At 42.4% G+C, this 13,241-nt stretch carries 12 protein-coding genes and 1 pseudogene; 10 read left to right on the top strand and 3 right to left on the bottom strand.

Annotated features, from left to right (window positions below):
- The first annotated feature begins 5 nt into the window (after positions 1-5).
- The 4 genes and pseudogenes from V7K35_RS22675 (at position 6) to V7K35_RS22665 (ending at position 1,870) form a co-directional block, all read left to right on the top strand.
- Positions 6-452 (top strand): hypothetical protein, encoded by a 447-nt coding sequence (locus tag V7K35_RS22675; protein ID WP_335081817.1) that lies wholly within the window; start codon positions 6-8, stop codon positions 450-452.
- A 243-nt stretch (positions 453-695) separates the two neighbouring features.
- Positions 696-1,013 carry a hypothetical protein gene (locus V7K35_RS22670; protein WP_335081816.1) on the top strand — a complete coding sequence of 106 codons (318 nt, stop codon included), beginning with the start codon at positions 696-698 and terminating at the stop codon, positions 1,011-1,013.
- A 305-nt stretch (positions 1,014-1,318) separates the two neighbouring features.
- Positions 1,319-1,432 (top strand): annotated as a pseudogene (locus V7K35_RS29805) (alcohol dehydrogenase catalytic domain-containing protein); the annotation flags it as partial.
- Positions 1,433-1,519: 87 nt separating this feature from the next.
- Complete coding sequence (locus V7K35_RS22665; protein WP_334795198.1) at positions 1,520-1,870, top strand: cupin domain-containing protein; 351 nt, start codon at positions 1,520-1,522, stop codon at positions 1,868-1,870.
- 656 nt (positions 1,871-2,526) lie between these two features.
- On the opposite strand, the gene V7K35_RS22660 is transcribed toward V7K35_RS22665, so the two are convergent.
- Complete coding sequence (locus V7K35_RS22660; RefSeq protein ID WP_335081813.1) at positions 2,527-3,759, bottom strand: methionine gamma-lyase family protein; 1,233 nt, start codon at positions 3,757-3,759, stop codon at positions 2,527-2,529.
- A gap of 85 nt (positions 3,760-3,844) precedes the next feature.
- Here V7K35_RS22660 and V7K35_RS22655 point away from each other — a divergent pair, with 85 nt between their 5' ends.
- The 6 genes from V7K35_RS22655 (at position 3,845) to V7K35_RS22630 (ending at position 10,538) form a co-directional block, all read left to right on the top strand.
- Positions 3,845-4,666, top strand: coding sequence for an acyl-CoA desaturase (locus tag V7K35_RS22655; protein ID WP_335081810.1), 822 nt, complete (start codon positions 3,845-3,847; stop codon positions 4,664-4,666).
- A gap of 180 nt (positions 4,667-4,846) precedes the next feature.
- Entirely contained in the window at positions 4,847-5,899 is a 1,053-nt protein-coding gene (locus V7K35_RS22650) for a fatty acid desaturase (RefSeq protein WP_335082032.1), read from the top strand.
- Between the two features lie 218 nt (positions 5,900-6,117).
- Positions 6,118-7,197 (top strand): fatty acid desaturase, encoded by a 1,080-nt coding sequence (locus V7K35_RS22645; RefSeq protein WP_335081807.1) that lies wholly within the window; start codon positions 6,118-6,120, stop codon positions 7,195-7,197.
- Positions 7,198-7,756: 559 nt separating this feature from the next.
- A complete protein-coding gene (locus tag V7K35_RS22640) occupies positions 7,757-8,452 on the top strand; it encodes a LabA-like NYN domain-containing protein (RefSeq protein WP_335081805.1) in 696 nt (231 codons plus the stop codon).
- 281 nt (positions 8,453-8,733) lie between these two features.
- A complete protein-coding gene (locus V7K35_RS22635) occupies positions 8,734-9,444 on the top strand; it encodes a response regulator transcription factor (RefSeq protein WP_334722529.1) in 711 nt (236 codons plus the stop codon).
- A 5-nt stretch (positions 9,445-9,449) separates the two neighbouring features.
- Positions 9,450-10,538 (top strand): sensor histidine kinase, encoded by a 1,089-nt coding sequence (locus V7K35_RS22630; protein WP_273767760.1) that lies wholly within the window; start codon positions 9,450-9,452, stop codon positions 10,536-10,538.
- A 458-nt stretch (positions 10,539-10,996) separates the two neighbouring features.
- On the opposite strand, the gene V7K35_RS22625 is transcribed toward V7K35_RS22630, so the two are convergent.
- Together V7K35_RS22625 and V7K35_RS22620 are read right to left on the bottom strand one after the other, a co-directional pair.
- Complete coding sequence (locus V7K35_RS22625; protein ID WP_335081802.1) at positions 10,997-11,668, bottom strand: O-methyltransferase; 672 nt, start codon at positions 11,666-11,668, stop codon at positions 10,997-10,999.
- Positions 11,669-11,701: 33 nt separating this feature from the next.
- Positions 11,702-12,589 carry an NAD(P)-dependent oxidoreductase gene (locus V7K35_RS22620; protein WP_335081800.1) on the bottom strand — a complete coding sequence of 296 codons (888 nt, stop codon included), beginning with the start codon at positions 12,587-12,589 and terminating at the stop codon, positions 11,702-11,704.
- Positions 12,590-13,241: the final 652 nt, after the last annotated feature.

The following is a 13,241-nucleotide window of genomic DNA, read 5'->3' as shown; positions in this document are numbered from 1 at the left end:
GCCAGATGATTAGTGCCTACATCATCGCAGCCGAAAAAGCGATCGCTATTGATTGCTTTCCCCAACGCCTAGAAATGGCGAAAAAGTTTGCCAAAGCAGAAGTGATTAACTACAAAAAAGTTAATGCTGGCGAAACGTTGAAAAAGACGACAGGTGGCCGTGGCCCCAATGCTTGCATCGAAGACCTTGGTTTAAAACACTTCTACGACCAGACAAAACAAAAGCTCAGATTGGAAACCGACTGTCCCCAGCTTCTGCGGGAAATGATGGTGGCCTGTCGTAAAAGTGGGACTTTTTCAATTATGAGTGTTAATGGTGCTTTTGTTGATAAAATACCATTTGGTGCAGCATTCAGTAAAGGACTAACCTTTAGGATGGGACAAATGCATGGACAAAAATATATCAAAAATAATATATTTTTGATTGTAGATGACTTAGGATGGAAAACTTGATCTATCCTTGGTTGTTACCCATCAATTGCCTTTAGACGAAGCACCCCACGGCTACTAGATTTTTCACTAAAAAAAGAATAACTAGATCAAAGTTGTTCTTAAGCCCTGAATGGTAAATAGTCATTCAGCTTTTTAAATTGTCCACCTAACATAATGTAATTGAGGCTTTTTATGAATCGAGTAATTTCATGGCTGCGGAATATTCGGATCTCCCAAATCCTTGTAGTTTTTCTAGTAGGATTTATGTTTTTATTGGGTCAGGCTTTTAGTTACCCTAACATAGCACAAGCTGATGTAAAAACTCCAGAGGGTACTTATTATAAAGTAACCCCAAATGAGCAAGGTGAAATTAGAAACGAGAACCAAACAAGAAATTCTCAAAATCCATTAAAAAACGCTGCTGATAATATCCGTGAAAAGCTAAACTTGGATGAAAAAACTCCTAGAGCTACAAAAGAGTTTCTTAAGTCTACAGAAAAGAAAGTTGAAAAATCAGTTGAGCCATTGACTGGAGAGAAAGAAGGTTATTACCAAAATCCTTCTAACAAAAAACTGAGATAGAGAAGCCAGACTTGTAGCAAATTTTGAGTCTAAATTTTTGACTCGTAGATTGTTGAATAAGATTTGAGTAGTTACTGAGACGTGATAATTATTACGTCTCAGTATTAGGATAAATCGAGTATTTATCTTAATTAGGACTTACGCACACTTTACGAATTCTCGGCGCTCTTGGCGTCTTGGCGGTTCGATAAATTAAGCTTTTTGGCAATTTTTGCGTAAGTCCTATTAATATTAACCAGCCGAAATCATAATTAAGGACTAAATAATTATGAAAAGTTTGCTAGCATGGAGCAAACAATGCGTAGGTAGAAACAGCTACCTACCCAAAAATTATTAACTCGCGTGATGCAATTTGTAAAATTATTTACACGGCAATTTGTGGTTCTGATTTGCATATTTTCAACGCCTACATCGCTACAAGTTAAATGTCAGGCTAATGCACCTCATTTACCAAGCAGCTCGCACTGGTAAAATAATCAAACTTAAAACTAAAAGAGGCAAAAAATATGTCTGATACATCTGATAAAACCGTTATCAAAGTAGATTCTACCCATTCCCCAAAAGGTCAACTTGGTCAGAAATATCTTGCATCTGGCAAAACCGTTTCCATGCGCCTATGGGAGAATGAACAACCGAATGAAGCTAAAGAGCCAGCAGCGCGAGAATACGAAACTGTTGGTTATGTAATCACTGGTCGTGCAGAATTGCATATTGAAGGGCAAACGATTTTGCTGGAGCCTGGGAGTTCATGGGTAGTCCCAAAAGGAGCCAGCCACACCTATAAAATTTTAGAATCATTCACTGCTATTGAGGCAACCAGTCCACCTGCTGAAGTTCACGGGCGAGACGAAAACTAATTTGCAGTTATCTGACAATTTTGCGATCGCTAAAAATTTTTAGCCGTTTTCAATTGCATGGAATATAGAGCTTTCGCAGGGGAACAAGAGTGTTGTTCCCTTTTTTACTGTGCTTTGCGTGCTCCCCCTAATTTCCTTTGCAAAGGAGGGTTGGGGGTATTTTTGCCAGTTGAACATCTATCAGCTAGCACCTATTTGGTAGTTTGATAGATTAATAGGACTTACGCAAAAATTGCCAAAAAGCTTAATTTATCGAACCGCCAAGACGCCAAGAGCGCCGAGAATTCGTAGAGTGTGCGTAAGTCCTAATTAAGAACAATGCGTACCCCGAAATAACAAATGCGTTCGCCGAAATAACAAATGCGTACCCCGAAATAACAAATGCGTTCGCCGAAATAACAAATGCGTACCCCGAAATAACAAATGCGTACCCCGAAATAGCAAATGCGTACCCCAAAATAACAAATGCGTTCGCCGAAATAACAAATGCGTTCGCCGAAATAGCAAATGCGTATCCCGAAATAACAAATGCGTTCGCCGAAATAGCAAATGCGTTCGCCGAAATAGCAAATGCGTACGCCGAAATAGCAAATGCGTACGCCTTTCACTAATTTATCAATGAACCTCATCCGCTACGGAACAATGTGCTATGATATTCAATCAGCACTTGCTACTGCATTAATCGCAGCCTCCAGGGCGATCGCTACATGAGTCCAATGAGTCCCACCTTGGCAATAAACCACATACGGCGATCGCATTGGCCCATCTGCTGATAATTCCAAGGTACTCCCTTCAATAAATGTCCCCCCAGCCATAACCACTTGGCTCTCGTATCCCGGCATTTCATCTGGAACAGGGTCTAAGTAAGAACCTATAGGAGAATGCTGTTGTATCGCTTTACAGAAGGCAATTAGCTTTTCAGCAGAACCGAGTTTAATTGCCTGAATTACATCCCCACGGGGAGCCAGGGGTGCAGGATTCACTGGATAACCGAGTTTGTCAAATACATAACCAGTTAAGTAAGTCCCTTTCATCGCCTCTCCTACCATTTGCGGCGCCAGAAATAGTCCCTGGAACAGCAGGCGATTTTGGTCAAAAGTAGCACCGCCATAACTACCGATACCGGGAGCAGTGAGGCGACAGGCGGCTGCTTCCACTAAGTCGGCGCGGCCAGCGACATAACCGCCAGCGCTGACAATGGTACCACCAGGATTTTTAATCAATGACCCTGCAATTAAATCAGCACCTACGGCTATAGGTTCCCTGGTTTCAATAAATTCGCCGTAGCAATTATCCACAAAGCAAACGGTGTTCGGGTTTTGCTGTTTGACTAAGTGGACGATTTTTTCAATATCGGTAATTGATAAACTAGGACGCCAAGAATAGCCACAAGAACGCTGAATAAACACTAAACGGGTGTTTTCAGCCACATTAGTTCTTATTGCTTGCCAATCTATAGTATTTTCGGGGGTTAGCTCTAATTGGCGGTAATTTATGCCAAACTCAATAAGGGAGCCTTGACCTTGACCCCGTAAACCAATAACTTCTTCAAGCGTATCGTAGGGAGAACCGACCACTGCTAACATTTCATCTCCAGGACGGAGGACACCAAACAAAGCACAGGCGATCGCATGGGTTCCCGAAACAAACTGCACTCGCACAGCCGCAGCTTCGGAACCCATAACTTCGGCAAAAACTTTATCTAAAGTTTCTCGTCCTAAATCATCATGACCATAGCCACTTACACCAGCGAAGTGGTGTGTGCCTACACGGTGATTACGAAAGGCATCCAGCACTCGTTTTAGATTATGCTTGACCTGAGTGTCAATTCCAGAAAAAATTTCTAATAGTGCCTGTTCTGCTTGCCGCAGCTGTTCTAAGCTGTTCATCAGTTCCTCGTTCAAAAAAAATTATAGATATGCGGATTTTTAGATCGCACAGACTAGGCTGGAAAATTCAAATTCAGGTTACTGCATGACAATAGCTACCTCAACAAAACCTCAAATTAACTGGGTCAATACCCTATTTTTCATTGGACTGCACATCGGCGCTTTGTTTGCCTTTGTTCCTGGTAACTTTAGCTGGACAGCAGTTGGTGTGGGTTTCTTACTGTACTGGGTGACTGGTGGTTTAGGCGTTACTCTGGGATTTCACCGCCTTGTTACCCACCGCAGTTTTCAAACTCCCAAGTGGCTAGAGTATCTCCTGGTTTTCTTCGGCACACTCTCCTGTCAAGGAGGCCCAATTGAGTGGATAGGGACACATCGGATTCATCATTTAAACTCGGATACGGACTCTGACCCCCATGATTCTAATAAAGGCTTCTGGTGGAGCCACATGGATTGGTTGATTCATTATTGTCCGGCTCACGCTCAAGTTCCTCGTTTCACCAAAGACATTGCCGAAGACCCAGTTTATCAGTTTTTAGAAAAATATTTCATTTTGATCCAGGTTGCTCTAGGTGTATTACTTTTGCTTCTGGGTGGCTGGCCTTTCGTTATTTGGGGAGTTTTTGTTCGCATTGTCTGGGTTTACCACTGCACTTGGTTGGTGAACAGCGCTACTCATAAATTTGGCTATCGCAGTTATGATTCTGGTGATAGATCGACTAATTGCTGGTGGGTAGCCGTATTAGTTTTCGGTGAAGGCTGGCATAATAACCATCATGCCTTTCAATACTCAGCTCGTCATGGACTGGAATGGTGGGAAATCGATTTAACTTGGATGACTGTTCAATTGCTACAAGCAGTTGGTCTAGCTACTAATGTGAAGTTGGCTCCAACAAAAGCTAGTTAGGATGTGTACCGTTTTAACTCGTAACTCATCACTTCTAACTCCTGACTTTTCAAAAAGTTATTTACTGGTGCGCTTGTGTCGGTTAGATTGCTATAATCCGAAGCGCTAATGTTAAGAAATTTTGCGGCAAGCCACTTTTTTAGTGACTTGGTGGAGGAGTTTGTTGTTTTTCAGGTGTTCATGACTACATCAATAATTAACAGCCAGAAACTAAGTGACGAGCCTGGTAATTCTGATCTAAGGCTCAAAGATATTGTCAAAACCCTGCCACGGGAATGTTTTCAACAGAACCGTCGCAAAGCTTGGACACAAGTAATAATCAGTGTCTTGGCAGTTGCTTTGGGCTATTACAGCTTGATTATCACTCCTTGGTTTCTTTTGCCCTTAGCTTGGGTTTTTACGGGTACTGCTTTAACAGGTTTTTTTGTAATTGCCCATGATTGTGGTCACAGGTCTTTTGCCAAAAGCCGTTGGGTTAATGATTTAGTGGGGCATTTCTTCATGATGCCGTTAATTTACCCCTTTCACAGTTGGCGGATTAAGCATAATTATCACCATACTCATACCAACAAGCTGGATGAGGACAACGCTTGGCATCCAATCAGACCAGAAGTGTTTGAAAATTGGGATAAAACTCGGCAGTCTGCTTTTGAACTGTTCATGCGTAAACGCTTCTGGTGGGTAGGTTCCATTGGACATTGGGCAGTTGTGCATTTTGATTGGCGGAACTTCAAAACTAAAGACCAATCAAGTATCAAGCTTTCTGTGGCTGTAGTAATTGTGTTTGCAGCGATCGCTTTCCCGATTCTCATCGCCACAACTGGTATCTGGGGATTTGTCAAATTTTGGCTAGTGCCCTGGATGATTTACCATTTTTGGATGAGTACTTTTACTATTGTTCACCATACTGCCGCAGATGTTCCTTTTGTAACAGCGAACAAGTGGAACGAGGGTTTAGCACAGCTATTTGGCACTATCCATTGTGATTATCCGCGTTGGATAGAAATTCTGTGCCATGATATCAATGTTCATGTCCCTCATCATATTTCCACTGCGATTCCTTCTTATAATTTGCGGCTAGCTTACAGCAGCATCAAAGAAAATTGGGGGACTTATCTGCATGATGAATGTCAGTTTTCTTGGCCTTTAATGAAGCAGATCACAGACCAGTGTCAACTGTACACAACTGATGTTGGCTATAAGACTTTCAACGAATATTATACAGAGCGATAAATAGCGCTGTGATTACACTTACGCTCTTGTTAGTGCAAGAGCGTTTATTATGCTGTGTTTAAATAGAATCTGGCAATTTTTTACTGACTAAAATTTTAGGTAAATTGCCAGAATTGATCCTCTTGTGTGTTAGCGATCGCTAGTTTCGTGGGCATCCTAGAAGTGAGATTATCTTCTCTCAAATAAAGTTCCAATTTCTATCCAATCAAAAGAATCCAGTGCAATCAAATATCACCACGTTCAACATTCCTCCTGCCTGCGAAATATCTGAGGATACGACTAAATTACCTTTCACTCTTCAGAATTTAAAAGCTGCAATTCCTGCTGAATGCTTTCAACCCAATGTGATAAAATCACTTTTTTACTTCTTTCGTGATATCTTGATTATCGGTCTGCTTTATGCAGTTGCTCATTACCTGGATTCTTGGCTTTTCTTCCCAATTTTTTGGTTAATGCAAGGAACGATGTTTTGGGCTTTGTTTGTAGTCGGACATGACTGCGGACACCAATCTTTTTCTAAGCATAAATGGCTCAATGATTTGATTGGACATCTTTCTCACACACCAATACTTGTTCCTTATCATGGTTGGCGGATTAGCCACAGAACCCATCACAAAAATACTGGCAATATCGATAACGATGAAAGCTGGTATCCTGTGACGGAATCAGAATACAAGGAGATGCCTTTAGCACAAAAGATAGGTCGATATTATGTTTTTCTATTGGCTTATCCTGTGTATCTGTTTAAACGTTCTCCTAATAAGGAAGGCTCCCACTTTTTGCCCAGCAGTTCGCTTTTCAAACCATCAGAAAAATTGGATGTTATTACCAGTACTGTACTTTTGATTGGCATGGTAGGTTTGTTGGGTTTTCTGACCTACCAATGGGGTTGGATGTGGTTGCTAAAATATTACGCTGTGCCCTACCTTGTGTTCATAATTTGGCTAGATTTAGTAACATTCTTGCACCATACTGAGCCAGACCTTCCCTGGTATCGTGGAGAAGATTGGACTTTTTTGAAAGGTGCGATTTCTAGCATTGACCGTAATTATGGTTTGATCAATCATATCCATCATGATATCGGTACTCATGTTGCTCACCATATATTCCTTAACATCCCTCACTACAATTTGCTGAAGGCAACTGAGGCAATAAAACCAGTGATGGGTGAGTATTTCCACAAATCGGAAGAACCAATTTGGAAGTCATTATGGAATTCATGTATCAGCTGCCATTTTGTCCCTGATACTGGTAGTAAAGTTTACTACACATCCCATAATAAGTTAGCTAAAGGCTAAGACTCAGATTCCCGACTTAGTTAACGAAGTCGGGAATCTTGTATTTTAGTCAGTGTTTTCTGACTATTGACCGTTGACCACTTCCTGATTAAGATAAACTGTTATCATAATTGCATTAAAGATTACCTAAATATTTTAAGTAAACTTACCTTTTGAGGGGCGTTGGCGTAGCCCGCCGCAGGCGTCGCATATTACATTATTAATGCTTCTAGCTCTTGTCAGTATTCGAGCTTCCTTAGCTTGCGGTAAAATAAAATAGATAGATGACGTTCGCGGATTCTTGCCCTACCCTTACAGGAAGATTTATTTTCTCCAAACTCTTGCTGTCTGGGTGGGTAAAGATTAACATATCTGTGGGCAGATGCAATGTTTCGTCAAACCAACCCTTAGCACAGTGAAAAACCGTTGGGCTATGTACTTTTGATTCCGTTTAGCGTCGGTTAAGTCTATCTGCATGTAGTGACTTAAGATCATTACCTGCTAAGGTTATAAATCAGCACAAACTATACTATAGACAATTTACTCAAAACTCTTTCCAGCTTTAAAATCAGAGGTATCAATGATTATAACTAATTTTAGTAAACAAACAAATGAATTTAAGGAAACTAAAGTACTCAAAGCTAAACCACATTGGCAAGGACAAAATTTAAGCGATACTATTGTCAAAAGTAAAGATACCAAGATGCAAGATCCTGCACCTGATAGTTTGATTATCAATAACTTGAATCGTGGTCGAGTTGCAATTTTTATTGATGGCTTAAGTCTATTTCATACAGCTTTACAACTTGGCATAGAAATTGACTACGTTAAATTGCTTTGTCGTTTAACCAAAGGTTCAAGACTGTTGCGTGCTTTCTTTTATACTGGGGTTGATATTAACAATGAAAAGCAGCAGGGTTTTCTATTGTGGATGCGTCGTAATGGCTATCGTGTAGTGGCAAAAGAACTCATTGTGCCAGCAGAGAATTTAAAGAAATCAAATTTGAACGTAGAAATTGCTGTAGACATGATAACTTTAGCTCCTTACTATGATACTGCGGTTTTAGTCAGTGGGGATGGAGATTTAGCATATGCTGTGAACGCTGTCAGCAGAATGGGGGTTCGGGTGGAAGTGGTCAGCCTGCAAACGACCACTAGTGAAAGCTTGATTGATGTTGCTGACTGCTTCATTGACCTCGAAAGTATTAAAGCACACATTCAAAAAGATTCTAATCTTGGCTATAGTTATCGCACGCCGTCAAATTCAAACCTTTAATATCCTATTTCAACTTGGTCGCGGCGAGGAGTCCCGCGCTATACCTTGATGCTTTGCGGTGGGAACGCCGCTCTATTAAGAGGGACTGGGGACTGGGGACTGGGAAAACATTCCAAAATTTGCTGTGGGTAATAGCCCCGAACATCATTTTTAAGCTGATTACCTAATCCCCAATCTCTAATCCCCATTACCCCTTATCCCCTTCAAGGGTCCCACCTTCCCCAGTCCCCAATCCCCAATCCCCAATCCCATCTGCCTATTTTGCTCAACCGTATATTGAAATGGATATTTTAATAGTTGAAGATGAACCAGAAATTGCTCATTTAATCGAACTATCTTTAGAAAAAGAAGGATTTTTTTGTCGGATTAGCCGCGATGGCATGAATGCTTTACGGATGTTTCAGGAGCAACCACCTGATTTAATCATTCTAGATTTAATGATTCCTGGTTTAGATGGGTTGGAAGTTTGTGCCAGAATTCGCCAGAAACCAGGTGCAAAAGATCCTTACATTTTGATGCTCACGGCTAAGGGTGAGGAAATTGATCGCGTCATTGGTCTGTCTACTGGTGCTGATGATTATATGATAAAACCCTTTAGCCCTAGAGAGTTGGTAGCTAGGGTGCGGGCACTATTGCGGCGTAGCCTCCGCCAAGGGGGACAACATCAAGTCAATCGTACCCAACACTTTATTGTAGATGTAGACCAGCGCACTGCCAGTCGTCAGATAAATTCTCAGGAGTTGGAAATTTTGGACTTAACTACCTTAGAATTTAACTTGCTAACTACCTTTGTCAGCAATCCTGGTAGAGTTTGGAACCGCACTCAACTAATTGATAAACTTTGGGGAGATAACTTTTTTGGCGATGAACGAGTGGTGGATACTCATGTAGCTCGGTTACGAAAAAAGATTGAGCCTGATCCGGCAACTCCCACTTTTATTAAAACTGTTGTTGGGGTAGGCTATAAATTTGAAGATCCCCTGGTAGCGTAAATATTATGAAGATGGGGCTGAGAGGGCGGCTATTTTTCTCCCACTTAGTAGTAATGATCGTGGGAGTAGCTAGTTTGGTGAGTATCAGCAAAATCTCTTCCCCCCGCTTGTTTGTCTTGCATTTAGAACGATTAGAAAATCAGGGGTTCGACTTAATCGATGTTCGGACTGAATTGGTTACAGGATTTGAACTGGCTTGGCAACGAAGCACAATTTGGTCAGTCTTAGTCGGGACTACCGCTGCTGGAGGATTAAGTTACTGGGTGTCTAGACGGATTATGCAGCGATTGACAGAAATGGAACAAATTACCCAAAAATTTGCTGCTGGTCAGATGGATGCACGACTACCGATGTCTGACATTCCAGAACTTAATGGGCTTGGTGCTAGTTTCAACCGGATGGCAGCCAGTTTAGAAGGGGTGGAAGTGCGGCGGCGAGAAGTGATTGGAGACATGACCCATGAACTACGGACACCGTTAACAGTTGTCCGTGGTTACTTGGAAGAACTGGCTGATGGGGAAATTGAAGCGTCTCCTGAGATTTATCGGCGTTTAGCTAGAGAAACTAAGCGTTTAGAGCGCTTGGTAAACGATTTACAAGAACTCTCTAAGGCAGAAGCTGGTTATTTGCCAATTAATATACAACGGGTAAATCTGCGTCCATTGTTAGAGTCATTAGTGGAGAAATTTAGTGACCAGCTGTTAGAGGATGGGCCAGTTCTGCTTTTGGAATGTGCATCTGTGCTACCTCCTGTATTGGCGGATATTGACCGCACAGAACAGGTGTTGGTTAATCTGCTAGGTAATGCAGTGCATTATACTAATGAAGGTTTAATTACGATTCGGGCTGGGACTCAAGGATCTCAACTCTGGATTGCGGTTATCGATACAGGTATTGGTATCGTTCCAGAAAATTTGCCCCATGTATTTGAGCGCTTCTGGCGAGCTGACCAATCGCGCGATCGCCATTCGGGAGGCACTGGCATTGGCTTAACCATTTCCCGTCGTTTAATTGAACTACAAGGCGGTCAGATTCAGGTAGAAAGCGAGTTGGGAATTGGCAGTACGTTTCGGTTTTTTCTGCCTTTGGCTTAAGTTTAGTCAAAATGCTTGAGATACAAGGGATTGACACAAGGTAGTCACTACTGTGTCATACGCAATTGTTAGTTTGAAAGTATCCAAAATTCAATCCGCTTGGTGTTGGTGATATTTTGCCCAGGAAGATCCCCCAAACTCCCTTAAAAAGGCTGGCTCTAATTCCCTCCTTTTAAGAAGGGTTAGGGAGGAGCAAGCCAAAGCCTTAGCGGATTAATCTAAAATCTTATTTTTTGATGGGTGTCGAGATTTTGAAATTGTATAGAATATAACGTTAATTTGGCATTGGGGTAGAATTATGTATGTCTACTATTGTTCTGGCTGCTTTTTTGGTCAGTTTAGTCAGTATTTTGGGTTACGTTGCGATCGCTTACCTGTTCCCTCAAAATCGTTCCCAAGATTAAGGAAATAACAATCTTTTGCTATTTTTGGTTTACGGATCTCGGCTCAATACCCTATTAGTCAGCAGTGACGATCGCGATCGCAAAGCCGTCGTATCCTTTGCTGCCCACGGTCTGGATTGCCGTGGCGCTGATGCGCGGCTCTGAGGCAAGCAGTTCGTTCAAGCGGCGCACCCCCTGGACGCTAGGATCGCTGCTGCTTTGATCAGCCACCGCTCCGTTACGCACGACATTATCGGCGATGATCAAGCTGCCGCGACGCGAAAGCTTCAGCGCCCATGTGAGGTAATCTGGATTGTTTGGCTTGTCGGCATCAATGAAAATCAGGTCAAATGGACTGTGACCCTCGGCGGCAATCTGTGGCAGCGTAGAGAGTGCTTGTCCGAGGCGCAGGTCAACAATATCGGACAGACCAGCGTGGGCAATGTTGGCACGCGCGACTTCGGCGTGCTTTGGGTCAGCCTCTAGGGTGATCAGACGACCGTTGCTGGGTAGCGCTCGCGCCAGCCACATAGTACTGTAACCGCCCAGAGTGCCAATCTCCAGGATGCTTTGCGCTCCTTGGATTTGTGCCAACAGCAGTAGCAGCTTGCCTTGGTTCGGTGAAACGTTGTGCGGTGGCAGTCCGGCCGCAGCGCTAGTCTGGAGAGCCGCATCCAGTGCGGGATCGGGCGGCACAAGCAGATCGGTAAAGTAAGCGTCAACCGCAGTCCATTGTTCCTGAGTCATCCCATATATTAACCCGCAATAAAATAGTCTTGATTATGTGTCAGAAATTGCTTCATTCGAGAGAATCGTAATAATTTCATTCAATGAACGATCGCGATCGCATTCTTCTGGTGTTTCCTTACCCAAAGAGGTTTCTTTCACCAAACGGTAAACGTCGGCTGCTCCATAAAAAATCCGCTCAGTCAGACCTAACTCTTTAAATGTTTCTGCAATCTCTTCCATTTCTCCTACCCAACGATGCGCTTTTGGTGTCATCAATGGAATCGAACGGGTTAATATGCTAGCAAGTTCCTTTTGGCTACTAGACACTTCATCCCATAGTTCCTTATCCAACCCCAAACGATGGGCTGCAATCAGTAATTCTGTGCCGATTGCTGTAAGTCCTTTTGTCAGAGCTGCATAGGACATTTTCAACCCGGAAGCCTGACCAATTTCATCACCAATCACGCGCACATCCAAGCCATGATCTCGCAGTTGTTGAAGTTGACTTGCTTGTTTTCCCGAAGTATATATGCGGGTACGATTGGGAACTCGCGGTGGTGCGCCAATGATTGATGCATCTACGAATATTCCGCCAACTGATTCGATGAGTTTGGCGATATTTATGACTTTTTGGGGTGCGATCGCATTACAGTCAACGTAGAGGATCTGTTTTCCAACATTGCTGATCTCCTCAGCGACTTGTTTTGCTGCTTCAGTCGCTGCTGCGGGGACTAGAACTGACAAAATTACATCAGATTCAATTACCAGTTGCGTCAGGGAACCCACATCTTGGATGTTGGCTGCGGCTGCTAATTGCCGAGTTCGTTCACTGCGATTGTCTAGAGCAGCAATAGTTTTCAATCCATTTTGATTCAGAACAGCTGCGATCGCCTGTCCCATATCACCTGGACTTAAAATACCAATAGTTTGGATAGACATGGAAAGTTTTATATTTACTTTGTGGCTGACAAGTTAATTCCGGTAATTGAGTCGTCAATAAACTACGATAAATTGATATATATGCCGTATTGAAATTAAACCACGGATAAGCTTAACAAGCAAGCTATCTGCTGAGAGCTACAGCAGGAGTCTGGAGTAAAACAGTCTTCATATCTGGCTTAGAGTACCAATTTTCAGAAAGTTGTTTTAATCCCTTACAGGACTTACGCACACTGTACGAATTCTCGGCGCTCTTGGCGTCTTGGCGGTTCGATAAATTAAGCTTTTTGGCAATTTTTGCGTAAGTCCTACCTTACAGGGATTTTGATCAATTTCCAACTTCTCCCCCAAGCCAGCATAAAAGTCACTTTTATAGTGTATCGCCTTCATTTTGGGGTACAAGCACGCGGATAACAGCAAGATAGTGACACAGCATTAATTACATCGCACTAGTGACATCATTGTAATGGGACTTAAACAAAAAGTAACCAGAAAAAACTATCAAACGTATATACAGAGACACTTTGACATTGTTTTGCCTAATTTTTTGATATATCTAGGTTTCAAGCCTTTTTGAGCCTTTGGTGGATTTTCTTTACCCAGCATGGGTTTGAGGCTTGTTTATGCCTCAAAAATGTTTAAGTCTCGTTAA

Source organism: Nostoc sp. (assembly GCF_036917275.1).
GTDB lineage: Bacteria > Cyanobacteriota > Cyanobacteriia > Cyanobacteriales > Nostocaceae > Nostoc.
Note: the sequence above shows the minus strand (reverse complement) of the source record. Positions and strands in the feature narration are given on the sequence as shown.